Consider the following 25819-nt stretch of genomic DNA (forward strand, 5'->3'; position numbering starts at 1 on the left):
TATGGAAGAGAGCTGAGGCCTCGCGAATGGAATACCCTTCGTCTTTAATCCATTGAATTACCTTCAGTTTAAAGTCTGAGGAATAGTTTGTATAGGGACACGCAAAAGCTTGATTGCCATGATACTCATATAATTTGACCCAATAGCGTAGAGCGGAGTTGTCTACGCCAATCTCGTTAGCAAGGTGACGGTAGCTTATCGTTTCATCCATATATCGACGAACGGCTTGGAATTTTTCATCTTTCGTAAATTTTTTCAAGGTGAATCCCCCTTAACTCAGAGCTAGATAAGTGTCCAACTCTTGGGGGTCACTTCACTAAAGCTCTGCGGGGTCTCGCCAGCCAATCCATTCCCGCGGGAGTCTCGCAGCTTCCCAACCACCCCATTCGATGTATGCGTGAAACGAACCCCTTTACCTCGTTGGATTGTCTTCCACTATCCGACTGTTAGAAGCATAAAGCGCTCTGTATTAAAGGTTTTAAGATTCATGAACCTGTGCATGGAAGTTTTTTCTTACACTCCCAACAGACTGGATAGCTACTTATTCGAGAAGTGATTTCGAGCTACTTATATGGTAAAGGGGCGGAGGGGAATGGGGAGACTCCTACCTTAAGTGTGGAGGCGCCTTGATCAGCGGCGTATGGACTGGACTGAGCTGGCGGAGATAAAGGAAACACGAAGAACGGAGTGATTCGATGTTGACTTATCGTACAGAAGCGAGGGAAGTCTCACTAGCCGCTAGGCGCCGGAACCGGATATCTAAGAGGAAAAAGGTGCTTGGTGAGCCCCCACAGGACGCAGTCCGAGGAGGCTCAAGAGAACAGAGGAAGTTCGATTAAGTTCGGCACGTCCTGGTGCCAACATCGAACGACCCCACCTCGTGTGGGGCCCCGCGGAAAGCGAGCTATTCCCCGCAGCCCCCATCCACTAACCAAAAGTCTCGAAACTGAGTCTTCCACAATAGGGAGCTTTTATGGAACAAATGAGAGGTTTTAGTAATCGAGGACAACTGCTTTATATTTAACCTTTGATAGACGATATAAAGAGTGGATTCTATCAAAGGAAGGACGATGCTTCATGAAGCAGGATCAAGGCATATTACTCGAAAGTGGAACGAACGAATTGGAAATCGTCGAATTCGGAATCGGCAACAACCGTTTTGGCATAAACGTCATAAAAGTAAAAGAAATCCTGAACCCTCACCCCGTCACAAAAATCCCTCATTCACATAAATCGGTGGAAGGGATCATCGAAATTCGTGGGGAAGTGGTCCCTGTTGTAGATGTAGCCCATGCCCTCGGGTTTTCACCATCCGAAAATCCGAAGCAGGATAAATTTATTCTGGCGGAATTCAATAAAACAAAAATCGTTTTCCATGTGCATACCGTTACACAGATTCACCGTATCTCGTGGGAACAGATAGAAAAACCGAATAAGATGTATCAGGGGCTGGAAACGCAAATTACCGGAGTAATCAAAATGGATGAAGACATGCTTTTGCTGCTTGATTTTGAAAAAGTAGTCGCTGATATCAATCCTGAATCCAGTATTAACGCGGAGCAGCTGCGCGAACTAGGCCAAAGGGAACGTTCACAAAAGAAAATAATGATCGCTGAAGATTCCGGCATGCTTCGTGCCATGCTACAGGAAACGTTAAGTGAAGCTGGATATGAAAATACGATCTCTTTTGAGGATGGAAAAGAAGCCTACGAACATCTGGAAGATTTATTGGATGAAGGGAAAACGATCGAAGAGGAATATCAGCTGATCATCACTGATATCGAAATGCCGCGTATGGACGGCCACCACTTTACTCGTTTGTTGAAGAATCATAGCGATTTGAGCCAACTCCCAGTCGTCATTTTCTCCTCACTGATTACAGATGACCTTCGTCACAAAGGGGAAATCGTAGGAGCCGATGCCCAAGTTTCCAAACCGGAAATCGTAGAACTCGTAAAAATCATCGATCATCACATCCTCTAAAAAAAGCAGGCTCCATTAATGAACGTCTGTCTTTGTTATTAAAGTAAATGGCAGGATTGTGGAAGACTCAGTTTCGAGACTTTTGTGTAAGTGGATGGGGCTGCGGGGAATGACTCGCTTTCCGCGGGAGCGCGTTGAGCCTCCTCGGACTCCGTCCTGCGGGGTCTCATCTAGCACTCTTTTCCCGCAGGAGTCTCGCCATTCCCCTCCGCCCCTTTGCCATATAAGGATCTCGAAACCACTTCTGAAAAAGTCAGCTTGTATGATTGAGGGAAGTGGATAATATAACCCCCTCCACAGCTCGCATTCACAATGTAAAAGCTTGATATAGAACGCTTTATGCATACTTAGGAGAGAAGAGTGGGAGAAACTCCTTCTCGGTATAGGGGTTCGTTTCTCTCTACATCGAATGGGGTGGTTGGGAAGCTGCGAGACTCCCGTGGGAGAAGGAGATAGGCGAGATCCCGCAGGACGTAGTCCGAGGAAGCTCGGCGCTCCCCCACAGGAAAGCGAGTGGCTTCCCAACAACCCCTGAATCCAAATACGACAAACGAACCCCGGTTATCTCGAAACTAGGTCTTCCAGAAAAGGGACATTTAGTGGAATAGTCATGATGGATAAAAAAGAAGGAATAAAAAAATCCGCTCCTTGGCGGATTTTTTTATTCCTTCTTTAATCGCTCGAACAACTCATCATGCCAGTCATAAGCATGCTTGGACAACGTTTCCGGCCCAGCTTTTGTTGGTGATGAATCTACGACAATATTCTTGTGATGCTCTGAAAGGTGCTCATAAGAAGCACGCATTTCCGTTGTGTATTCCATATACTTTTTCAAATGATATAAAAAATCTTCGACTTCACTTACAGCCATCCTATCATCCTCCTCTATTTGTCCATTCCTTATTTAGTAAGAAATGAAACCTCGAAAAGGGTTTACGGGCGTCTTCTTCTGCGCTGGTTCCATGGGCTGCCTGTCGGCTGGCCGAGCATACTTGGTTGTGAAGTGCCTTGGAATGAATAGGCCGGCTTTTTCGGTTGTTTCCAATTCAAATAATGGTAAAGCGTACGTTTGGCTCTCGACAATGATAATTTGGGTTTTGGGTTCCGGTAAGACTGGTCGACTTTTCCTAAATGCTCCAAATCTTGAAAGTCTTTCTTTGTTGCAGGAACATGGAAATAGTAACCACCAATTTCAATGAGGAGGGTCGAGTGCTGCTGGCTGAATTTCGGATGGTCGGAAAAATGGAGTCCGACCTTTTTGGCGCGGTTTTCATTTAGGAGTTTGTCAATCGTATGCTTTTTAATGTCATAGAGATGCCTCGGTTCTGGGGCTGTTTTGGCATGTCGATTGACGATAAATAGGGATTCGGCTAATTCGCGGTTGGATATTTGATTGTCTTTCATCTATGATCTCCTTTCCATCCAAGTATAGCTCTCTTTTTATCATTTTACAACATTTTACAATATCAAGATTCATTTTTATACTTTTTCAGATCTTCGACGATTTTTTCGACAGATTCAGCTTTTGTTCCGCTGTAAGTTTCTGCAATGTTTCCATCAGGGTCAACGAGGAAAAAGCTCGTTCCATGAGCGACCTGATCCGAATCTTCCATTTTCTTGACGGGGGACTGGAATGATTTAATGGACCATTCTTTCACTTCCTGAAAAGAATAACCTGTCAGAAAGTCCCACTGCTCATAATTCGGCTGATAGTTCTCAGCAAAAGATAGCAGTTTTTCTTGTGTATCATTTGCTGGATCTACACTAACAGAAACGAGCTGTACGTCTAAATTTTCCTGCTCTAATTGTGCTTGCAACCTGGACATATTCCCTGTCATCGGAGGACAGACGGTTTCACAGTTGGTGAAGATGAAGTCCGCAACCCAGTAATCTCCAGCATATGCTCCGGGGACGGATACCTCTTTTCCATGTTGATTCACGGCTGATAATTCACCGACATCCTTCGACCCACAGGCCGCCGTGATGGTTATGAGAAAAATGATGCTGATCCAAAATCTTAATTTCATGGGATCCTCCAACTTTCTAAATTGTCTTCAGTGTACCACTCCAAAGGAAAAAGGACAGACTTGTTTTCTATCTGTCACAAAAATGTAAGAGTTCGATTTGGTTCATTGTGTGGATTTCAATCGGAACACGGAAAATTCCGGGCGGCACATAAACCGGTAAGGAAGTCTTGTCGTACCGATCCCACGGCTTACATAAAGGTTGAACCCGTTCACTAATGGGTAGTGCCCTTCGACGAAATGCTCAGCGAACGGCGGAGTGACAAGGTAGCCGAAAAAAGGCACCTGCACTTGTCCTCCATGGCTGTGCCCGGACAGTTGTACATCCACGGGGTAGTGCTGATACTCAAGCGCAACATCCGGCTCATGAACCATCAATAAGGTGAACGAATCTGTGGGAACATTCTCGAGTGTCTGTTCTAAATCAGGTTGGCCGAGCATGATGTCGTCGACACCGGCAAGCGTGAAGGACGCAGATCCATTTTCAATGAGGGTATGTTCATTTTGTAAAAGTTGAAAGCCGCTCTGCTCCATGACATCACGAATTTTTTCCGTACCATAGCCGCCGTGGTCATGGTTTCCATAAATCCAATACTTGCCTTGATTCGCTTCCAAGCGCTTTAATATTTGGATGAGGCGGGGAGGAAACGAGTAGGTGTGCGGTTCGTCTACGAGATCCCCTGTAAACAAAATGAGGTCTGCTTTTTCTGCATTAATTTTTTCAACGAGACGCTCCAAATCATCCAATTCATAATGAAAGCCGACGTGCGTGTCTGAAAACTGGAGGACTTTGAAATTATGAAAATGCCGTGGGATCTTCCCGTGTTTGATCTCATGGCGGCGGATGGCGAGCATATTCGGTTCCATGTAACGTGCATACGAATAACCGAACGCATTGAGTCCGATAAAGGCTGCAGCGCTTGCTAATGTACGTTTGATGAAGGTTCTTCTCGTAATTTTCATGACGTCTCTCCTCTGAATTCTTCCGCCATTATAACATGGCTGAAGGAAAGATAACGTCGAATTTTTATACTTTATTTTAAAAATGAACAGGTATTCAGTTTGTTCTTGTTGAATTACATAAGTAGTCAAGAAGAGGAGGTTTTACATATGGAAAATCAAGTCGTCATCGTTACAGGTGGTTCCAGTGGGATGGGGCTGCATATGGCTGAAAGGTTTGTACAAGAAGGAGCGAAGGTCGCGATTACCGGCCGGAATGTAGAACGGCTGGAAGAAGCGAAGAAACAGATCGCAGCCGGAAAAGAAGATCATGTCCTAACGGTTCAAATGGATGTCCGTGAAGTAGAAGATACCGAACGGATGGTCAAAGAAACAGTGGAGGCCTTCGGGAGAGTCGATCATCTCGTTAATAATGCAGCAGGTAATTTCATTGCACCTGCGGAAGACCTGTCTCCGAACGGTTGGAATTCTGTCATCAACATCGTTTTAAATGGAACTTTTTATTGCAGCCAGGCGGTCGGAAAGTATTGGATTGAAAATGAAATCAAAGGGTCGATTTTAAACATCGTCGCCACCTACGCTTGGAATGCGGGTGCTGGTGTGATTCATTCCGCTTCTGCGAAGTCAGGGGTGCTTACGATGACCCGTACGCTCGCTGTGGAATGGGGAACGAAATACGGCATTCGTGCCAATGCCATCGCACCTGGGCCAATCGAACGGACGGGTGGAGCTGAGAAACTGTTTCAATCGGAAAAAGCAGCCCAGCGTACCCTTGCTTCCGTACCTCTTGGCCGCTTAGGGAAGCCAGAGGAAATCGCAGGCCTTGCGAAGTTCATTCTATCTGAAGAAGGGGCTTATATGAATGGAGAGGTCGTTACCCTTGATGGAGGCCAGTGGCTGAACAAATTTCCTTTTTAAAAAGGGGAGAGTGGCATGGAAAAGAAGTGTTTCTTTTGCAAAAAGACGTATAAATTAGACCGTTCAGACCCGCAGTATATGAAGATAAGTAAAAATCCTAAGACGTCCTATGTGTGTAAATCTTGTAATCAATCGATGCAGAAAGATGCGCAAACGTCTACAGGGCTTAACCCTGATATGATTGATTCTCACGATAAATATTTGAGGTAATAAGAAATAAACGTCCAGGGTATCCCTCCTGGACGTTTATTTTTGTTAACAATTTTTTTTGCGATTCCATTCATCGATCCATTTTTCACATTTCTTCCTTAATCCCTTTTCTCACCAATACCCAGTTAGCCGGATAACTTGTCAAGAAACCTAAAATCATCGCAATCTGCATCATGAACCAGTAAGAAGCCTCGTTCGGCTTCGGTGGCTCCTGAAACAGGACGAAGTGGACGATGGCCATCCAACCGAACATTCCCACCTCAAAAGCGATCAACGATAGGGAGTCAGCTTTAATAGCAGCCCAAACGGCTCCTTTTTTACTGAGATCTTCGTTCATCGGATAGATCGCATAATACTGAAAAAGGATGCCGAATAAGTAAGCCAGCACGAATTCAACGGTGTAGTGGGCGAACAAGGTGGAGCCTGCAATCATCATGCCCGTCAAGGCAACAATCGGTACACCTACAGCATCACCAAGGGTACAGCCTGCTGAACAGTGGCTCGTGGAAACAAACACTTTCGCAGGTCTGCCTCGATGATCCTCTTTATCATTATCCTTACTCTTCAGACGTCCCCATTTAAAATAAGTCCACAGGGCGACAGGGCCCATAAACCATCCATTGATCGGCCAGACGATATTCATAATCTTCATCATTTGTGGGTGTCTCATGATATCCACGGTAATAATAAGAGAACATAAAAGACCAATCGCAAGTGCGATTACAGAAATGGTAGACAACAAAACAATCACCTCTATATTTTCGGAGTTTAAATAACTATACCCTAAGGTAGTAAATAAATAAACGAGTAAAAATTATAAGGATCACCAAGGTGAAACAATTGACTATAATACCTATACCGGGTATATAATAGTAAGCAAAGGAGGCGGTGTTATGACAGAGAATCATCTTCCGGAAGATAGCGGGAAACAACCGGTCAAACCGAGGACACAAGATGAAAAGATGGCGGTATTGAACCGCTTGAAACGTATCGAAGGTCAAGTTCGCGGCATTCAGAAAATGGTGGAAGACGATCGTTACTGTGTGGATATACTCGTGCAGATATCAGCGATCAACAACGCTTTGAATAAAGTCGGATACAACTTGTTGGAGCGTCACACGCATCATTGCGTCAAAGATGCCATTCAAAAAGGCAATGGCGACGAAGCAATTGATGAATTGATGAAAGTTGTCCGACAGTTCTCGAAGTAAAGGGGGCATAAGTATGGCAGATAAGAAGCAGATGAATGTAGGGGTCACTGGGATGACATGCTCCGCCTGCTCCACACGAATTGAAAAAGTGCTCAACAAAATGGATGGCGTTGAGGCGAACGTCAACCTCGCGATGGAAAAGGCGAATGTCCACTATGATGAGTCAAAGGTCCAGCCGGAAGACATTCAGGCGAGAATCGAAAAGCTTGGCTATGGTGTGCAAAAAGAGCGTGTAGAGCTGGATATTCAAGGCATGACCTGTTCTGCCTGTTCATCAAGAATACAAAAGGTATTGTCTAAAACAAGTGGTGTGAGTGAGGCGAACATTAACTTAGCGACAGAAGCGGGTGTCATTGAATACGACCCAAACACACTGACCGTCGATGACATCATTGGGAAAGTCGAGAAACTAGGTTATCATGCGGTTACGAAGCAGAACCGGGAGGAACAAAAAGAGCAGAAGGAAGAAGAAATCAAAGAGAAAAAGCGGAAACTCTGGATTTCAGCCCTGTTATCTTTTCCGCTTCTGTACACGATGGTCGGTCACTTACCTTGGGATATCGGTCTTCCGGTACCCATGTGGCTGATGAATCCATGGTTTCAATTCTTGCTCGCAACTCCTGTCCAATTCTATATCGGAGCCCAGTTTTATAAAGGAGCCTACCGGGCGCTGTCTAATAAAAGTGCCAATATGGATGTCCTTGTAGCACTTGGAACTTCGGCCGCATACTTTTACAGTTTGGTCGAAGCCATCCGCTGGCAGTTGAATCCTGGGGTCACGCCTGAGTTATATTTTGAAACGAGTGCCGTACTGATCACCCTCATCCTTGTAGGGAAACTTATTGAAGCACTTGCCAAAGGCCGCACGACAGCTGCATTGACGAAACTGTTGAACCTTCAGGCGAAAGAAGCGACCGTCATCCGTGATGGAAAAGAAGAAAAAGTTCCTGTCGATGATGTTCAGGTCGGCGATGAAATCCTCGTTAAACCAGGAGAAAAAATCCCTGTGGACGGGTCTGTAATCAACGGCATCACTTCTGTCGATGAATCGATGATCACAGGAGAATCGATCCCTGTCGATAAGCAAGCAGGGGAACCAGTCATCGGCTCAACGATCAACAAAAACGGAACGATTACAATGAAAGCGGAAAAGGTAGGTAAAGATACGGCTTTATCCGGCATCGTCAAAATCGTGGAAGAAGCGCAAGGATCGAAAGCACCGATCCAAAGAACGGCGGATCAGATTTCTGGAATTTTCGTTCCGATTGTTGTAGGTATTGCCATTTTGACTTTCCTTGTGTGGTTTCTCATCGTCTCTCCGGGAGAATGGCCGCCTGCCTTGGAAGCTGCCATTGCTGTGCTCGTCATCGCTTGTCCATGTGCCCTTGGCCTGGCTACACCGACTTCAATCATGGTCGGTACAGGAAAAGGCGCTGAGCAGGGGATTTTGTTCAAGGGCGGTGAATATTTGGAAGGCACCCACCGACTGACGACGATTCTATTAGATAAAACAGGCACCGTCACAAAAGGAAAACCGGAAGTAACTGATTTTGTAGCTTTTGATGATGAGAAAGCTTTATTACCTCTCGTCGTTTCTGCAGAAAAATCATCTGAACATCCTTTGGCAGAAGCGATTGTCCAATACGGAGAGGAAAAGGGTGTCACGAAAACAGCAGCTGCGGAGTTCGAAGCGATTCCTGGACATGGGATTAAAGCCGTGGTGGACGACGAACATGTTTATATTGGAACAAGAAAATTGATGCAGCGCGAAAACATCGATTATGGTTTGTATGAAGAATCCTTGGTTACACTGGAACAACAAGGGAAAACAGCAATGTTCATCGCCGTCGGAGGGGAATTGAGAGGCTATATCGCCGTAGCAGATACAGTTAAAGAAACATCCAAACAAGCGATTGAAAATTTAAAAGCAATGAACCTCAACGTTTATATGGTCACAGGTGATAACCAACGTACTGCTGATGCGATTGCCAAGCAAGTCGGAATCGATGGAGTCTTTGCTGAGGTCCTTCCCGAACAGAAAGCTGAAAAAGTGAAAGAACTGCAAAAACGTGGAGAAAAAGTCGCCATGGTGGGAGATGGTATCAATGATGCCCCTTCTCTTGCGACCGCTGATATCGGAATCGCCATCGGGACCGGATCAGATGTTGCCATTGAAACGGCAGACATTACACTTGTGGGTGGGGACCTTGCTCACTTGAGCCAGGCCATCCGCTTGAGCAGAAAAACGATGAGCAACATTCGACAGAACCTCTTCTGGGCTCTTGCTTATAACTCTGCAGGCATCCCGGTCGCTGCTCTCGGGCTTCTCGCGCCATGGGTAGCCGGTGCCGCCATGGCCTTCAGCTCAGTAAGTGTCGTTACAAACTCACTAAGACTGAAGCGGGCAAAAATATAAAAAAAAATATGATTATTAGTTCATAGGGGAGAGGGGGAAATTTCCTCCATATACCTCGACTTGTTGATGATGAAGCAAAAAAGCAAAAAATGAAAGGGTGTTGAAAATGGAAACAACATTGAAAGTAGAAGGAATGACATGCGGACACTGTAAGAGTGCTGTTGAAGGAGCACTGAAAGAAGTCGATGGAGTAAACGATGTGAACGTGGACCTGGATACAGGTAACGTAAAAGTTTCCCATGCAGATAGCGCCAATAAAGTAGAAATGAGAGAAGCTGTCGAAGAACAAGGCTATGACGTCGTATAGCAAATACAACCCCCGGTGTAAAACTGCCCGGGGGTATTTTTTAAAAAGAGGTGGGGAAACATGGGAAACGTTAAAAAAGCTGCATTGAGTCTTCTTTTAGTTTTCGTTTTTCTTGGTGCTTGCAGCGAGGAAGTCGAAGAAGAGGCAAGAGAAGCTAAGGACAGCACAGAAGATAAGGCGGAGAATCAGGAATACTTACAATCATTTGAAGGAAATCTCGGACATGTCCACGGTCTTGGCCATATGGAAGAGGGGTTCGCTTTTGCCGCCCACACAGGAATCAAAATTTTTCAGGAGGGGCAATGGAAAGAAGCGGTGTATCACCCTCATGATTACATGGGATTCCAGGTGAGGGAGGACGGATTTCTGTCTTCAGGGCACCCGATTCCTTCCAGTGATCTTCAAAATCCGCTGGGTCTGCAAAGAGGAAAAGTTTCTGAAGAGAGTTTAGAGGCTCTTGCTTTTGATGGGGAAAGTGATTTTCACGTCATGGGAGCAGGGTTTGCCAATGAATCTGTTTACGTGTTCAATGAGCAGCCTAATTCCCAATTAGATCAAGGATTTTATAGGAGTACAGATCTTGGCGCGACATGGGAGTCTATCCATGCGGAAGGAATCGAAGGCGGTGTATTCCAAATGGCTGTCCATCCTACAGATGGAGAAACGGTAGCCGTAGCTACAGACTCAGGGGTTTTCTTAAGCGAAAATGGTGGTCAGAGCTTTGAGAGGATTTCTGAGTCTGGACAAGCGGGAGGCCTATATTTTAACGAAGATGAATTGTTTTATGGCTTATACACTGGGGAAGCGACCATGACATCCTATTTAATTGGTGAATCCGGCACATCGGATGTTCCACTTCCCGACCTGAAAGAAGACGCTGTCATGTATTTTGCAGAAGCAGACAATCGAATGGCGATTTACACCTTTAATGGTGCAGCGTATGTCTCTGAAGACGGAGGAGAGAATTGGGAGAAGATTGTAGAAAAAGGGGAAACCGTTTCTTAATGAAGGAACTCCAATGGAAAATCATTGGAGTTCTTTTTTATTCTTGCAGGGGGACCCGTTGAGGCGTAGAAAGGGAATTCTCCATAAAAAAGGACTCGCAGGGTGCACCTGCGAGTCTTCCATCAACCGATGATATAGAAAAAAATCGAGAAGAAATGGAGGATCGAACCGCCGAGAACGAACAAATGCCAGACCATGTGGTGGTATTTGAAGCTCCGCCAGACGTAAAAAATCGATCCGATCGAATACATGACGCCTCCTACAACGAGATAGGTGATGCCTGCTGCAGGTACTTCCGCTGTCAATGGACCCCAGGCGAGAACGATCAACCAGCCCATCAGTACATAGAAAACCGTAGACATCACAACAAATCGTTTGACGAAAAACACTTTGAAAACAATTCCGAGAATGGCCATTCCCCAGACGATGCCGAACAACGTCCACCCGAGTGTACTCCGTAACGGAACGAGCATGATTGGTGTGTACGTTCCGGCAATGAATAGATAGATGGCGGAATGGTCGAAGATCTCAAACAGATCCTTGGCCCGGCCTGGTGGAAAACTGTGGACGAGCGTCGAGGATACATACAGGATGAGCATAGTGGCCCCGTAGATCGTCACACTCGTAATATGCCAGGCATTGCCGCCGATACTTGCGAACACAATGAGCAGGACGAGCATCGCGATGCTTAAAATGGCACCGATGCCATGGGTGATGGCATTGGCGATTTCTTCACGCTTTGTAAAGGTGTGTGTGAGCAAATTTTTCAACTCCAATGTAATGAACTATCTTCATTATACGCCGGATTCTTGTTTTTATAAAGACTGGATACTTAAATAGGTTTAACGGGAACAATGATTGGGGTAATAGGAAGTCGGAAGTAAGCGAGAGAGAGAAATGTCGGAAATTGCGTTCGTGCTTAGGGAGAAATTGTGTTAGAATATGTAATGGTCTTAAGAGCGTCTCTTTCTGCTCCTTCAATGTTCAAGAAAAAGAGGAGTGAATAAGAACATGGTTAGTTTAGAAAAAGAAGCATTGAGGATCCCGCTCGTTTCAGAACTTATGATTCCATCAGAGAAAGTAGCCCACGTGCAAATTGGTAACCCGCTCGAGCATGCGCTTTTGGTTTTAGTGAAGTCTGGTTATTCTGCGGTACCTGTACTGGATCCTACGTTTAAATTTCAGGGAGTCATCAGCAAAACGAAAATTTTGGAAGAAACGTTGGGAATTGAACAATTTGAATTAAACCGACTGTCTGAAATGACGGTTAGTGAAGTGATGGATGATGAAGTGCCTTGTCTACAGCTCCATGACAATATGATTGATGCGATGCACAAGCTTATTGATTATCCTTTTGTCTGCGTGACGAATCCACAAGGGGAATTCGACGGGATTGTAACACGTCGGACAATCCTCAAACAATTCAGCAAGCATTATCATGAAACTTTCAAACATACAATGGTAGAAGCAAGTGAATAAACCGATTATGATAGAATAGATGGCATCTAAGATGTCATCTATTTTTGTATTGAAGGTGAACCTACATATGAAGAAAGATAAACAAAAACGGGGGCTTGTGCTTGCATCGATTATGCTCGCCATGTTCCTCGCAGCGATTGAAGCGACGATCGTGTCCACGGCGATGCCGAGTATCGTAGCGGATCTGGGAGGGTTCAGCTTATACAGCTGGGTATTTTCTGCGTATCTCCTGACGAATGCAGCGACCGTCCTGCTTTTTGGCCGATTAGCGGATGTTTTCGGTCGGAAACCGATCTTCATGCTCGGAATCAGCCTTTTTCTATTAGGGGCTGTTCTTTGTGCTCTTGCTCCGTCGATGAATGTTCTGATCGGGGCAAGGCTCGTCCAGGGAATGGGAGCTGGAGCCTTGATGCCGATTGCGACAACGATTGTTGGTGATATTTATACAAAAGAAGAGCGCGCGAAAATCCAAGGGTATTTATCGAGCGTCTGGGGCATCTCAGCTGTGACGGGGCCTGCGCTTGGGGGCTTCTTCGTCGATCTCCTCTCATGGCCGTATGTATTCTGGATGAATATCCCTCTCGGCCTGCTTGCTCTTTTCGGGATTCTCTTTTTCTTTAAAGAAGAGGTTTCCAAAGAAAAAAGGAGTGTGGATGTTGCCGGTTCTATGTGGGTCGTTATCACAGTCAGCACGTTGATGATTATCCTTGTAGAAGGCGGGGTAGGGATCGATTGGATGTCATGGACGATGCTTTCCATGATTGTCGTTGCTCTCATTGGTGCCCTGGCCTTTTTCTTTCACGAGAGAAAAACGGATGATCCGATGATGCCGATGGATTTATGGCACATCCGTTCCATTCGCTATGCCAACCTCACTTCGCTTACGACCGGGATGATCCTTATCGGCGTGAGCAGCTATTTACCGGCCTTCGTCCAGGGGGTAATGGAGCAATCAGCGACCGTTGCCGGCTTCACTTTGACGACGATGTCGATCGGCTGGCCGATCGCAGCTACTGTCGCCGGACGACTGATTTTGAAAATCGGTTTTCGTCCGACCGCCATCCTTGGCGGGGTCTCGCTCATCATAGGAGGAATCATCTTTTCCATGCTCAGTCCGGAAAAAGGCCCCTTGTTTGCTGCGATGGGCTCGTTATTCATAGGAATTGGCATGGGGCTATCGTCGACCTCATTTATCGTCTCGATTCAAAACAGTGTCGATTGGAAAAAAAGAGGCATTGCGACCGCGACCAATATGTTCATGCGGACGATTGGGAGTGCTGTTGGAGCCGCCTTGCTTGGAGGGATCTTGAACAGCCAGGTGGCAAATGCTATTGAGAGTTCGAGTCTTCCAGCGTCTTTCAGTGTCGATTCTGCCAATTCCCTGCTTAGAAAGGAAACGAGAGAGCTGTTAAGTCAGGAAGCTCTCCTTGTTTTACAGGATGGATTGACATCAGGTCTGCATCTTGTGTACATGGGATTACTCGTACTTGCTGTCTTAAGTTTTCTACTAATTCTCAGAATTCCAAAAAAAGAAGATTGAAAAAGTCAGGCACCCTTTGATAAAGTAAAGGATGAAAGATACATAAAGGAGGAACTACTCATGAAACAAATGGACGCAAATGAAATCATTTCATTCATATCAAATAGTGAAAAATCAACACCGGTGAAAGTTTATTTGAAAGGTGAAAATTTGGAAAACATCGAATTTGGTGAACAGGTGCAGGATTTCATCACAGGCAACTCCGGGGTTATTTTCGGAGAATGGAAAGTCATCCAGCCAATTCTCGAAAAATATGAAAACGAAATCGAGGACTATGTGCTTGAGAACGACCGCCGTAATTCTGCGATTCCTTTGCTTGACTTGAAAAAGGTCAACGCACGCATCGAGCCGGGCGCTGTTATCCGTGACCAAGTTGAAATTGGAGACGGAGCGGTCATCATGCTTGGAGCGATGATCAACATTGGTTCTGTCGTCGGTGAAGGGACGATGATCGATATGAACGTCGTGCTTGGAGGACGTGCCACCGTCGGGAAGAACTGCCACATCGGTGCCGGTGCTGTCCTTGCAGGGGTCATCGAACCACCTTCTGCTAAACCGGTCGTCATTGAAGATGGTGTCGTCATCGGTGCGAACGCGGTTGTCCTAGAAGGCGTAACGGTCGGCGAAGGTGCGGTCGTTGCTGCTGGAGCGATTGTGACAGAAGATGTACCAGCAAACACACTTGTTGCCGGCACACCTGCCAAAGTGATCAAAGAAATCGACGATCAGACGAAGTCCAAGACTGAAATCATGCAGGCACTTCGTAAACTGGATAACTAATTTTCTCGATCAGATGAAATAGAAGGAAGGGCCTTGCTCCTGGAGCAGGGCCCTTCGTATAGGGAGGGATTCTTTTTGAAACAAGAAATGTTGACTAGAATCAGAAGAGAGCTGCATCAGATTCCTGAACTTGGCTTCAAAGAGTACAAAACACAGCAGTATTTATTGGATTATATAAACCAACTGCCTCAAGAAGCTTTGAGGGTAGAAATGTGGCGTACAGGAATTTTTGTACGGGTCCAAGGGAACGTCGGTCAAAAAACGATCGGCTACCGTGCCGACATCGATGGACTTCCTCTGACGGAAGAGACAGGGTATGAGTTCCAGTCGACGCACGATGGACGTATGCACGCCTGTGGCCATGACTTTCATATGACCATCGCGCTTGGAGCTTTGACCCGACTCGCTCAGAAACCGGCCGATGATGATGTCGTTTTCCTATTTCAACCTGCCGAGGAAGGCCCAGGCGGAGCAGAACCGATGCTTCAATCGGAAGCGATGGACAGGCACCGCCCGGATGTGATTTTCGGGTTGCACGTGGCACCAGAACTACCGGTCGGTTCCGTTTCTTCAAAACCTGGGTTACTGTTTGCTAACACGAGCGAACTTTTCATCGACTTCAAAGGCGTCGGGGGACACGCGGCCTTTCCTCATTTGACTCATGATATGGTCGTCACAGCAAGTGCATTCGTTTCCCATTTGCAGCAAATCGTCGCCCGCAGAGTCGATCCATTGGACAGCGCGGTCATTACCATCGGAAAAATCGAAGCAGGAACGGTGCAGAATATCATCGCCCAGGCGGCCCGGTTGGAAGGTACGATCCGCACCTTATCTCCAGAAGCGATGGAAAAGGTGAAAGGGGAGATCGAAAAGGTAGCGCGCGGCTATGAAATCGCGAATGATTGCGATATTCACATCGATTACGGAGCCAATTATCATCAGGTGTTCAACGATGCAGAACAAGTGCAGCACTTTGAGAAAATCGTAAAAGAGACAGATTATCGTTTTCAGGATGCGAACATGGCGATGACGGGCGAAGACTTCGGATATATGCTCAAAGAAATTCCAGGATTCATGTTCTGGCTTGGTGTTGATTCTGAAGCAGGTCTTCACCAATCGACGTTGAAACCGAAGGAAGAAGCACTCACTGTAGGCGTCAATATTGTTGAAAAAACACTTCGAAACCTTTAATGTGCGCATAGGTTGGCCATTCCAGTTAACAATAGAGGATAGATGAGAGAAGGAGGAGGTTTCCTCCTTCTTTTTTATAAGGAGTGGCCCTGATGGAAATAACGATTAAATTGACAGCAGTAGCAATTTTGATCCTGCTCACTGCTTTTTTTGTAGCCAGTGAATTTGCCATCGTAAAGGTTAGAAAAACAAGACTGGAAGCAAAGGTAGCGGAAGGGCATAAAAAAGCGGAGAATGCCATTCGTGTCGTCAGTGATCTTGACTATTATCTAAGTGCATGCCAATTAGGCATCACGATTACTGCCCTCGGGCTTGGTTGGTTAGGGGAACCCACACTTGAAGTTTTGTTAAGACCTTTGTTCGATCAAATTGCTTTACCAGAAGGCCTCACCCACACCCTTTCATTTGTCATTGCCTTTTTTGTCATTACCTTTTTACACGTCGTCCTCGGAGAGCTCGCTCCTAAAACAATGGCGATCCAGAAGGCGGAAAGCATTACATTGCTTTTAGCGAGACCTCTCATGTTGTACAGCAAATTGATGTATCCACTCATTTGGCTGTTGAACGGATCCGCCAATATTTTCGTGCGTATGCTCGGTTTTCAGACAGCTCGTGAATCGGATGAAGTCCACTCGGAAGAAGAGCTGAGACACATCCTTACGAAAAGCTATCAGAAAGGTGAAATCAACCGGTCCGAGTACACGTACGTCGATCGTATCTTTGAATTTGATAATCGGACGGCAAAAGAGATCATGATCCCTCGCACAGAAATGGCTGTTCTCGATGTAAGGCAGTCGGTGACGAATGCGGTAAGGGAAGTGAAGCATAACCGGTATACGCGTTACCCGGTGATTGAAAGAGACAAAGATGAAATTATCGGCATCATTCATATGAAAGAACTGCTCTATGATGATGCGGAAAATCAGAGTACGCTCCGTCCGTTTTTACGTCCGGCCATGAAAGTATTTGAGAATATCCCAATTCACGACCTGCTTGTCAAAATGCAGAAAGATCACACGCATATGGCTGTGCTCATTGATGAATACGGGGGAACGTCCGGCATTGTGACCGTGGAAGATATCCTTGAAGAAATCGTCGGGGAAATCCGGGATGAATTTGATGCAGAAGAAGAAAGAGATATTAAACGGCTGAAAAACGGCCACTTTTTAATCGAAGGCAAGACCGCTATCCAGGACATCAATGATTTCTTTGATATCCAATTGGATCATATCGATATTGATACGATCTCAGGATGGATGTATACGAAAGATTTTGAAGCGAAAGAAGGCACCGTTGTCGAAGGGGAAGGGTATCATTTTAAAATCGTTGATTTAGTCAAAGGACAAATCAAAAAAGTGGAAATGTGGAAAGAAGAATCAAAATAACCCGACCTCTCGAGGTCGGGTTACTTCTTTTATTAGGATTCTTTTTGAATATACACTTGATGCGGGAATGGAATTTCAATATCCGCAGCATCCAAGGCTTCTTTCATCGCTTTTCTCATATCACGTTCAACCGCCCATTGTTCCATGTTTTCCGTTTTACCGAGGATACGGATGACAACGTCAGAAGAACCGAGGCTCTGGACACCCAGCACATTCGGTCCTTCGACAAAACGCTCGTCCTCTGCGAATTGGTCCGCAACTTTCTGAAGAACCGCCAGCGCCTCATCGATGTTTTCATCATAACCGATCCCGATGTCCACCAGCGCGCGCATATTGCCGCGGGAGTGGTTGGCGACACCGACGATATTCCGGTTCGGCACAAAGTTCAATGTCCCATCAAAACTGCGTATTTTCGTCGTACGGATACCGACTTCTTCAACGACCCCGTCATAACCGCCGGCTGTGACGTAGTCCTCCACCTCAATCTGGCGCTCGATCAGCAAGAAAAATCCGGTAACGATATCAGAAACCAGACCCTGGGCACCGAATCCGATCGCTAAACCGAGAATTCCGGCACCAGCAAGCAATGGTCCGATTTCGATGTTCACCGCACTTAACAGCATCATAATCAGAATAAATAATAATACATAAGAAAACAGGTTCACAGCAACTTTTTGTAATGTTTTATTTCTTCCGTCTGTAATGTTCCTCTGCTGACTCATACGATTAATCGCTGCTTCAATCGCTTTCGTACCTAAAGGTTTGATGATCGCAAAGGCGATGAGGATGACAACGATTTTCAGTCCTCCCGTGATCAGCCACTCAACGAGGACATCGAAATTAAAATTTAATCCTTCTTCAAATAAATTCATCAATAAACTCCTTTCCATCTTCCGGTCTCCTCTATTAGAATAGCGGAATCTGACAGGAGAATTCAATGTTTTACATTTAAAGACACAAATTTTTTGGATAACCACGAAAACAAAAGTAGAGGGAATAGTGAAGATTATCAATAAGCTTACCCATAAAGAAGGTATAGAAGGAGATTAACCACCATAAGAATGGTAGGGTTGTGTTTTAAAATTCCTTTGCTTTCTATGGAAATTCTAAATGAGCTCTCTCATGCTGAAGGTTCTGGTTCAAGATTTTTAATGAGAAGATCCAGAGAGGGAGGTGACCTTTCCCGTAAGCCCCCAAACACTTACTTCTACAACTTTTGTATGAGGGAAAATCATCCTCTAGATAGAAAATTTCAAAAATTATTGCAAATGGGTAGATATTTATTTCGTAACCCGATATATTTAATATCACGTTAAAAAATAAGAAGGAGGGAAACCTTTGGATACGTTTAAAAAACTAAAGGCATTTTATTGGCCGTATCGAAAATATTTCTTTTGGTCCTTGTTTTCATTATTCTTCGTGACCATCATTACCGTCGTATATCCAATCGTGTTGAAAGTGACAATCGATGATGTCGTTCTCGCTGAAGAGTACAGTCTCATTCCTTATATATGTATCGCATTTATCGCACTCATGATCCTCAAAGGGTTTGCTACATATTATCACCAGTATTTAGGGGACTTCTTCGGAATCCGTTCCGTATATACGATGCGTGATGAGTTGTATAAAAAGCTGCAGCGGCTTCCTTTCCGTTATTATGACAATGCGAAGACAGGGGATTTAATGTCGAGACTTACGGCAGATGTGGAAGGATTTCGTTTCTTCCTTTCCGTTGGATTTTCGGAACTTATCCGAATCTTCCTCTTAATTGTAATCAGTTTGAGCGTCATGTTTTATTTCTCCATTCCCCTCGCCCTTGTCACGATGGCTGCCATGCCGTTTCTAGCACTTGTGGTGTACCGGTTTGATCGTAAAGTCCACCCGGCATTCCGGAAGATCCGTAAGTCGTTCGGAAAACTGAATACCAGGGTGCAGGAAAATATTAGCGGTATGAATACCGTTAAATCTCTTTCAAGAGAGAATTTTGAGATCGGACGTTTTTCGAACAGAAGTGAAGATTACCGATCCAAATTCATTACAACATCCAACATATGGGCTCGTTATTTCCCATTGATGGAATTTATCGGTAACGTATCCGTTGTCGCTCTGCTTGCCTACGGTGGCTATATGGTTATGAACAACTCGATGCAGTTAGGAGAATTGGTGGCCTTTTTCAGTCTAGTCTGGTATATTCTTGGCCCTTTGATGAACTTAGGTTTTGTCATTAACCTTTTCTCTCAGGCAAAAGCTTCTGGTGAACGATTGCTTGAAATTTTAGAAGCAGAAGAAGAAATAAGTGAGAAGGACTCAGCCATTCATCAAGATCGTTTGCAAGGTCATGTGACATTCAAGGATGTCACTCTCACTTATATTGAAGATGACGATTCTGCATTGAAAGATATAAGCTTTGATGCGCCTCCTGGAAAAACGATCGGACTAATCGGAGCAACGGGATCCGGAAAAACGAGTATCACTCAATTGATCACCCGTTTTTACGAACCGGAAAGAGGGGAAGTGCTCGTCGATGGCCGCCCGGTCCAGGATTATGGATTGAAAAGTCTGCGCAAAAATATCGGCTTTGTTTTACAGGAGTCATTTCTTTTCTCTACAACCATTAAAGAAAACATCGCTTATGGAAATCCCGACGCGACACTTGAAGATGTTATCGATGCCGCCAAGAGGGCACAGGCTCATGAATTTATCATGGAGATGCCGGACGGCTATGACACTCTTTTAGGAGAGCGTGGAATGGGACTTTCCGGCGGTCAAAAGCAACGGATTGCCATTGCACGTGCGATTCTTATTGATCCAGCGATTCTCGTGTTGGATGATGCAACGTCTGCTGTTGATATGGAAACAGAGTTCAAGATTCAAAAAGCGTTGCAGGAAGTGATGAGAGGTCGTACGACATTCATCATCGCACACCGTATTTCCTCATTGAAACATGCCGATGAAATTATCGTTCTTGAAGACGGAGCCGTCAAGGAACGTGGAGTGCATGAGGACCTTCTAACTAATGGAGGACCTTATCAACGAATCTACGATATTCAATACCAGGATAAAGAGAAAATTTTAAAGACATCTAAAATTTCATAAAAGGAGGGAGACCATGGCTCGCAAACCAAAGCATGAACCAGAAACGAGCACCCATTTGAATCGTTTTAAATATACGCAGGACCAGGCGATTGAAAAGCCGTTCAACTGGGCGCAAATGTGGCGGCTGCTTACGTACTTGAAGCCCTATGCCAAAACATTGCTGCCCGTAGCGATCATTGCGATGCTCGTATCCACCATCGTGAGGCTGGTTGTTCCCGTTTTAATTGGTCAAGTAGCAATTGATATTGCGATTGCTGACAGGGACACCAATCTATTGATCCAACTCGTGGTTGGAATTGCCATCATGTATTTACTCAGTTACATCGGTAATGGGCTTAGAATAAAATATGTGAACATCCTCGGTCAGAATGTCATTTATGACTTGAGGCAGCACTTGTTTTCCCATGTTCAAAGACTTTCACATAAGTTTTTCGACTCGAGGTCCGCGGGGTCGATCCTTGTCCGGATCATGAACGACATCAACTCCCTGCAGGAATTGTTTACGAACGGAATCATCAACCTGCTGATGGACGTGGTCATGTTGACGGGAATTGTCGTCATTTTATTAGTCTTCAGTCCAAAACTGGCGCTTGCGATTCTCGTCATCCTGCCGATCATGTTCTATATCTCAACAAAGCTGCGCCGTAACATCCGGCGCTCCTGGCAGAATGTACGTATTCAACAATCTAAGTTGAATTCGCACTTGAATGAAAGCCTCCAGGGCATTCGAATTACTCAATCTTTTTCTCAGGAAAAAGAAAATACAGAGTACTTCAATGGTGTGAATACGGATAACTTCCAATCCTGGAACACAGCTGCAAGGAAAAGTGCCATGTTCCGCCCATTTGTTGAAATGAGCAATGCGGTCGGAACAGTCATCCTTGTCGCTTATGGAGCCCATTTAATCTTGCAGTCAAGTATCGAAGTAGGTGACTTTGTCATGTTCGCTTTCTTCCTTGGCATGTTCTGGGAGCCGATCTCCCGTTTAGGACAGATGTATAACCAGCTTCTGATGGCGATGGCTGCCTCCGAAAGGATCTTTGAATTCCTGGATGAGCAACCAAACGTGGAGGAGAAGAAAGATGCCATTGAACTGAAAGACATGAGGGGCCATATCGAATTTGATCACGTTCAATTCGCCTATGATTCTAAACGCATCGCCCTCCATAATATCAATCTTGAAATGAAAGAGGGTGAGACCGTCGCTCTTGTCGGCCATACCGGGTCTGGAAAGTCGACGATTGCAAACTTGATCAGTCGCTTCTATGATCCGACCAAGGGTTCGGTCAAAATCGATGGGGTAGACTTGAAGGATGCCACGATTGATAGTGTCCGCCAGCAGATCAGTGTCGTCCTGCAGGATACCTTCATTTTCTCAGGGACGATCATGGAAAACATCCGCTTCGGACGTCCCGATGCTTCCGATGAAGAAGTCATCGAAGCGGCAAAAGTCGTCGGAGCCGACGACTTTATCCAACGTTTGAACAACGGGTATGAAACAGAAGTAGAAGAACGCGGAAACATCCTATCCGCCGGTGAACGACAGCTCCTGTCCTTCGCTCGTGCGCTTCTTGCCAATCCAAGAATTCTAATTTTAGATGAAGCAACTGCTAGTATTGATACAGAGACAGAACTGAAAATCCAGCAGGCGCTTCGTAAACTGCTTAAAGGACGGACGGCGATTATGATCGCCCACCGCTTGTCGACCATACGAGAAGCGGACAACATTTTCGTTCTCGAAAACGGGCGCATCCTTGAGCAGGGTTCGCATGATGAACTGATGGACCAGGAAGGCGAGTACTACGACCTCGTAAAAGCCCAGTTCCAAATGCTCGACGCCATATAAACTTTTCAAAAAAAAAGACACCGGAAACCCGGTGTCTTTTTTTTTGAACTAAATGGCAGGATTCTTGAATACTTGATTTCGAGACTTTTGTTGAGTGGATGGGGGCTACGGAGGATGACTCGCTTTCCGTGGGAGCGCGGTGAGCCTCCTCGGACTGCGTCCTGTGGGGTCTCACCAAGCACTTTTTTCCCACAGGAGTCTCCTCATCCCCCTCCGCCCATTTGCCATATCAGTGTCTCGAAACTACTTCTGGAAACAGTTTATTTCCAACTTGATGGAGGTGGGTAGTTTAAGCCCCTGGTTCAGGTATTTGGATTAAAATGCTTGATATAGAGCACTTCCTACGTACAGCCAAAGGGATAGATAAAGACAGTCCTTCTAGGTGAAGGGGTTCGTTTCTCACTTTATCGAATGGGGTGGTTGGGAAGCTGCGAGACTCCCGTGGGAGAAAGGAGATAGGCGAGATCCCGCAGGACGTAGTCCGAGGAAGCTCGCCACTCCCCCACAGGAAAGCGAGTAGCTCCCCAACCACCCCTGACTCCAAACACGGCAACGCCCCCTGAAAACATCTTGAAACTGAGTCTTTCACAATCGGGAGCTATAACGGGAGAAGAGGTGTGCTGGTCATCGTCATTCGTACGTTAATTTAAATGACCAATGGGGAAGAGGAGGTATAGGCATATCGTTCGACAGCAGGGAAAAGATCGGGTAAGATTTTCATAAATTAGACACTTTGTGAAGGATGTCACAAAATCGTCAACAACCATCTGACCATGAACCGTTTTCACACTTTATACTAACGGTAGAAGTGACCGATTTTAGTTAGGGGGAACAAAGATGTTTGGATTTGAAACCGTGGAATTGAGCCGGGCGCTTACAGCTATGACACTGCTTTTCCATGCGATTTTCGCGACGCTTGGAGTCGGTGTTCCTGTGCTCGTATCGATTGCGGAGCTCATCGGAATTAAGAAAAAAGATCCACACTATACATTGCTTGCCCGCCGTTGGACTCGCGGCTATACGATTACTGTAGCTGTCGGGGTGGTGACAGGTACGGCGATTGGCTTGCAGTTATCACTCGTTTGGCCAAGTTTCATGCAGCTGGCAGGGAATGTCATTGCTTTGCCATTATTCATGGAAACGTTCGCGTTTTTCTTTGAAGCGATTTTTCTTGGGATTTATTTATATACATGGGACCGGTTTAAGAAACCGATCTATCACTGGCTATTATCTATTCCTGTCGTCATCGGAGGAACACTGTCTGCTTTCTTCATTACGACAGTCAACTCATTTATGAACACACCACAAGGATTCGAAATGGAGGACGGACGCTTTACAGCGGTGGATCCTCTCGCAGCGATGTTTAACCCTGCGACCCCGACAAAGGTGTTTCACGTCATTTCCTCCTCGTATTTAACAGCTGCTGCTGTACTTGCAGGAATTGCAGCCTTTATCATTCTTGTGAAAAAAGGGTCGTTATATCATAAAAAAGCATTGAAGCTAACGGTTATGATGACGTTTCTATTTGCGATTCTGACAGCTGTTGCTGGAGATTTATCAGCTAAATTCCTCGCAGAGTACCAACCGGAAAAACTGGCGGCAGGGGAGTGGCATTTTGAGACCGAAGAAGGCGCGGACCTTGTTGTATTCGGTACGTTGAATGAAAACAATGAAGTGGAAAATGCGATTCGGATTCCGAACGCGTTGAGCTTCCTTGCGCACGGTGATTTTAATGCTGAGGTGGAAGGACTGAATGAAACGCCAGAAGAAGAACGGCCTCCTTTATGGATTCACTACATGTTCGACCTCATGGTCAGCATCGGCTTCTATACACTTGGGATCTCGCTCCTATTCCTCATTTTCTGGAAGATGAAAAAGTGGAACGAGTACAACCCGCTTCTATTGTGGGGGATTGTAGCTACAGGCCCACTTACGATGCTTGCGATCGAGTTCGGATGGATTTACGCAGAGGTAGGGCGCCAACCATGGATTTTACGTGGATTCATGACCGTCGCAGAAGGTGCGACAACTTCTCCGTATGTGTTCTCGATGTTCATCCTTTTCGCAGCTGTGTACCTTGTCCTGGGAATGGGATGTCTCATCACATTGCGGAAAATTTTCAAAGGAAAACCGGCTGAATTGGAGTTGGAACATCGTTATCCTCAGACAGCCGCAGCAAGTAAGGAGGGTGACGCATGAGTTATGAATTGATAGGAATTTCCGTACTATGGCTCTTCCTTTATGGGTATTTGATCGTCGCTTCCGTCGACTTCGGAGCTGGTTTTTTCGCCTATTACGCACGAATGACGAAGAAGGATCATTTGATTAACCAGCTGATTTCACGTTATTTATCACCCGTATGGGAAGTGACCAACGTCTTTTTTGTATTCTTTTTCGTTGGACTGGTCGGGTTTTTCCCGGATATGGCGTACTACTTCGGACAAACCTTACTCATTCCGGGAAGTATAGCGATTGTCCTGCTCGCCATCCGCGGATCCTTCTATGCGTTTGAAAACTATGGATCGAAGGATAACTCTCTATATATGTTTTTATATGGAGCAACAGGACTGCTCATTCCGGCGTCTCTTTCCACAGCTCTTACCATTTCCGAAGGTGGATACATCAACGAGACCTCAGAGGGCGTTCAACTGCTGTTTGGTAAACTATTGAGCAGTCCATATTCATGGAGTGTCGTTTTCCTTGCCATCGTTAGTGTTCTTTATATCAGCGCCATGTTTTTGACGTATTATGCCAACAGGGCAGGGGATAAGCCCGCGCTAGAAATCCTTAGAAAATACGCATTGTTTTGGAGTTCGCCGACAATCATTGCCAGTCTTACGACATTCATCGCACTCAGTCAGCAAAACATGGATCACTTCCAAAGAGCCATTGAATTATGGTGGGTCTTCGGAATATCTGTAGCCTTTTTCATGATCGCTGTCTTTCTCGTATATCAAGGGAAGTATTATGGCTGGGCGTTCATCGCCGTCATGATTCAATTTTTCATAGCCTTCTTTGGTTACGGAGCCTCTCACTTGCCGTACTTGCTCTACCCTTACGTGACCATTACGAGTGGTGTGACCAACGAATCTATGGCGATCGCTTTGGTCATCGTGTTTATCGCAGGACTGTTATTATTGATTCCATCTCTTATTCTATTAATGAGACTCTTCCTTTTCGACGCAGATTATGTGAAAGGAAAAAAATAATTCAACTGAGCAAAAAGCATAGAGCCCACGGGCTCTATGCTTTTTCTCGTTATTAAAGAAAATAGCAGGATTGCGGAAGACTCGATTTCGAGACTTTTGTGGGTATTTAGGGGCTCCGGGAAAAGGTTCGCTTTCCGTGGGCGAGTGATGAGCCTCGTATCCGGTTCCGGCGCCTAGCGGCTAGTGAGACTTCCCTCGCTTCTGTACGATAAGTCAACATCGAATCACTCCGCTCTTCGTGTTTCCTTTATCTCCTCCA

At 45.5% G+C, this 25819-nt stretch carries 24 protein-coding genes; 16 read left to right on the forward strand and 8 right to left on the reverse strand.

Annotated features, from left to right (window positions below; all coding sequences use genetic code 11):
• Positions 1-259 (reverse strand): helix-turn-helix domain-containing protein (locus BLS23_RS11620; protein ID WP_143015262.1); only part of this gene is annotated, 259 nt, incomplete at its 3' end.
• 818 nt (positions 260-1077) lie between these two features.
• On the opposite strand from BLS23_RS11620, the gene BLS23_RS11625 reads away from it, so the two are divergent.
• Entirely contained in the window at positions 1078-1983 is a 906-nt protein-coding gene (locus tag BLS23_RS11625; protein ID WP_089652724.1) for a chemotaxis protein, read from the forward strand.
• A gap of 661 nt (positions 1984-2644) precedes the next feature.
• Here the strand turns inward: BLS23_RS11625 and BLS23_RS11630 are convergent.
• The 4 genes from BLS23_RS11630 to BLS23_RS11645 all read right to left on the reverse strand — a co-directional run bounded on the left by BLS23_RS11630 (position 2645) and on the right by BLS23_RS11645 (position 4970).
• The gene (locus BLS23_RS11630) at positions 2645-2854 is read right to left on the reverse strand and encodes a hypothetical protein (RefSeq protein WP_089652725.1); all 210 of its coding nucleotides are present in this window, start codon (positions 2852-2854) and stop codon (positions 2645-2647) included.
• A 62-nt stretch (positions 2855-2916) separates the two neighbouring features.
• Entirely contained in the window at positions 2917-3387 is a 471-nt protein-coding gene (locus BLS23_RS11635; RefSeq protein WP_089652726.1) for a YkyB family protein, read from the reverse strand.
• A 62-nt stretch (positions 3388-3449) separates the two neighbouring features.
• Positions 3450-4010: an SCO family protein gene (locus BLS23_RS11640; RefSeq protein ID WP_089652727.1), complete on the reverse strand. Its 561-nt coding sequence runs from the start codon at positions 4008-4010 to the stop codon at positions 3450-3452.
• Positions 4011-4112: 102 nt separating this feature from the next.
• Entirely contained in the window at positions 4113-4970 is an 858-nt protein-coding gene (locus BLS23_RS11645; protein ID WP_089652728.1) for a metallophosphoesterase, read from the reverse strand.
• 147 nt (positions 4971-5117) lie between these two features.
• Here BLS23_RS11645 and fadH point away from each other — a divergent pair, with 147 nt between their 5' ends.
• A complete protein-coding gene (gene fadH, locus BLS23_RS11650) occupies positions 5118-5885 on the forward strand; it encodes a 2,4-dienoyl-CoA reductase (RefSeq protein WP_089652729.1) in 768 nt (255 codons plus the stop codon).
• Positions 5886-5900: 15 nt separating this feature from the next.
• Positions 5901-6095 carry a DUF2197 domain-containing protein gene (locus BLS23_RS11655; protein WP_089652730.1) on the forward strand — a complete coding sequence of 65 codons (195 nt, stop codon included), beginning with the start codon at positions 5901-5903 and terminating at the stop codon, positions 6093-6095.
• Positions 6096-6180: 85 nt separating this feature from the next.
• Here the strand turns inward: BLS23_RS11655 and BLS23_RS11660 are convergent, their stop codons facing one another.
• Positions 6181-6834 (reverse strand): DUF4396 domain-containing protein, encoded by a 654-nt coding sequence (locus tag BLS23_RS11660; protein ID WP_244157180.1) that lies wholly within the window; start codon positions 6832-6834, stop codon positions 6181-6183.
• 154 nt (positions 6835-6988) lie between these two features.
• On the opposite strand from BLS23_RS11660, the gene BLS23_RS11665 reads away from it, so the two are divergent.
• The 4 genes from BLS23_RS11665 to BLS23_RS11680 all read left to right on the forward strand — a co-directional run bounded on the left by BLS23_RS11665 (position 6989) and on the right by BLS23_RS11680 (position 11034).
• Positions 6989-7306, forward strand: coding sequence for a metal-sensing transcriptional repressor (locus BLS23_RS11665; RefSeq protein WP_089652732.1), 318 nt, complete (start codon positions 6989-6991; stop codon positions 7304-7306).
• Positions 7307-7319: 13 nt separating this feature from the next.
• Positions 7320-9722, forward strand: a complete 2403-nt coding sequence (locus BLS23_RS11670) for a heavy metal translocating P-type ATPase (protein ID WP_089652733.1) — start codon at positions 7320-7322, stop codon at positions 9720-9722.
• A 106-nt stretch (positions 9723-9828) separates the two neighbouring features.
• On the forward strand, positions 9829-10029 hold the full coding sequence (locus BLS23_RS11675) for a cation transporter (RefSeq protein ID WP_089652734.1): 201 nt from the start codon (positions 9829-9831) through the stop codon (positions 10027-10029).
• 60 nt (positions 10030-10089) lie between these two features.
• Positions 10090-11034, forward strand: coding sequence for a F510_1955 family glycosylhydrolase (locus tag BLS23_RS11680; protein WP_089652735.1), 945 nt, complete (start codon positions 10090-10092; stop codon positions 11032-11034).
• 122 nt (positions 11035-11156) lie between these two features.
• Here BLS23_RS11680 and trhA read toward each other — a convergent pair whose 3' ends face one another.
• The gene (gene trhA, locus BLS23_RS11685) at positions 11157-11795 is read right to left on the reverse strand and encodes a PAQR family membrane homeostasis protein TrhA (protein ID WP_089652736.1); all 639 of its coding nucleotides are present in this window, start codon (positions 11793-11795) and stop codon (positions 11157-11159) included.
• A 250-nt stretch (positions 11796-12045) separates the two neighbouring features.
• On the opposite strand from trhA, the gene cbpB reads away from it, so the two are divergent.
• The 5 genes from cbpB (at position 12046) to BLS23_RS11710 (ending at position 17409) form a co-directional block, all read left to right on the forward strand.
• Positions 12046-12513 (forward strand): cyclic-di-AMP-binding protein CbpB, encoded by a 468-nt coding sequence (gene cbpB, locus BLS23_RS11690; RefSeq protein WP_089652737.1) that lies wholly within the window; start codon positions 12046-12048, stop codon positions 12511-12513.
• A gap of 67 nt (positions 12514-12580) precedes the next feature.
• Positions 12581-14053, forward strand: coding sequence for an MDR family MFS transporter (locus tag BLS23_RS11695; RefSeq protein ID WP_089652738.1), 1473 nt, complete (start codon positions 12581-12583; stop codon positions 14051-14053).
• Between the two features lie 60 nt (positions 14054-14113).
• Positions 14114-14833 (forward strand): 2,3,4,5-tetrahydropyridine-2,6-dicarboxylate N-acetyltransferase, encoded by a 720-nt coding sequence (dapD, locus tag BLS23_RS11700; protein ID WP_089652739.1) that lies wholly within the window; start codon positions 14114-14116, stop codon positions 14831-14833.
• 75 nt (positions 14834-14908) lie between these two features.
• Positions 14909-16024, forward strand: a complete 1116-nt coding sequence (locus BLS23_RS11705; RefSeq protein ID WP_425250620.1) for an N-acetyldiaminopimelate deacetylase — start codon at positions 14909-14911, stop codon at positions 16022-16024.
• A gap of 92 nt (positions 16025-16116) precedes the next feature.
• Positions 16117-17409 (forward strand): hemolysin family protein, encoded by a 1293-nt coding sequence (locus BLS23_RS11710; RefSeq protein WP_089652740.1) that lies wholly within the window; start codon positions 16117-16119, stop codon positions 17407-17409.
• Positions 17410-17441: 32 nt separating this feature from the next.
• Here BLS23_RS11710 and BLS23_RS11715 read toward each other — a convergent pair whose 3' ends face one another.
• Entirely contained in the window at positions 17442-18299 is an 858-nt protein-coding gene (locus tag BLS23_RS11715; RefSeq protein WP_425250621.1) for a mechanosensitive ion channel family protein, read from the reverse strand.
• Between the two features lie 448 nt (positions 18300-18747).
• Here BLS23_RS11715 and BLS23_RS11720 point away from each other — a divergent pair, with 448 nt between their 5' ends.
• The 4 genes from BLS23_RS11720 to BLS23_RS11735 all read left to right on the forward strand — a co-directional run bounded on the left by BLS23_RS11720 (position 18748) and on the right by BLS23_RS11735 (position 25560).
• Positions 18748-20505, forward strand: a complete 1758-nt coding sequence (locus tag BLS23_RS11720) for an ABC transporter ATP-binding protein (protein ID WP_089652741.1) — start codon at positions 18748-18750, stop codon at positions 20503-20505.
• A gap of 13 nt (positions 20506-20518) precedes the next feature.
• Positions 20519-22351 (forward strand): ABC transporter ATP-binding protein, encoded by a 1833-nt coding sequence (locus tag BLS23_RS11725; RefSeq protein ID WP_089652742.1) that lies wholly within the window; start codon positions 20519-20521, stop codon positions 22349-22351.
• A gap of 837 nt (positions 22352-23188) precedes the next feature.
• Positions 23189-24550: a cytochrome ubiquinol oxidase subunit I gene (locus tag BLS23_RS11730; RefSeq protein WP_089652743.1), complete on the forward strand. Its 1362-nt coding sequence runs from the start codon at positions 23189-23191 to the stop codon at positions 24548-24550.
• Positions 24547-25560, forward strand: coding sequence for a cytochrome d ubiquinol oxidase subunit II (locus tag BLS23_RS11735; protein ID WP_089652744.1), 1014 nt, complete (start codon positions 24547-24549; stop codon positions 25558-25560). The genes BLS23_RS11730 and BLS23_RS11735 overlap by 4 nt, the downstream gene beginning before the upstream one ends.
• Positions 25561-25819 lie beyond the last annotated feature (259 nt).

Origin of the sequence: Halobacillus aidingensis (assembly GCF_900104185.1) — a bacterium.
GTDB lineage: Bacteria > Bacillota > Bacilli > Bacillales > Halobacillaceae > Halobacillus > Halobacillus aidingensis.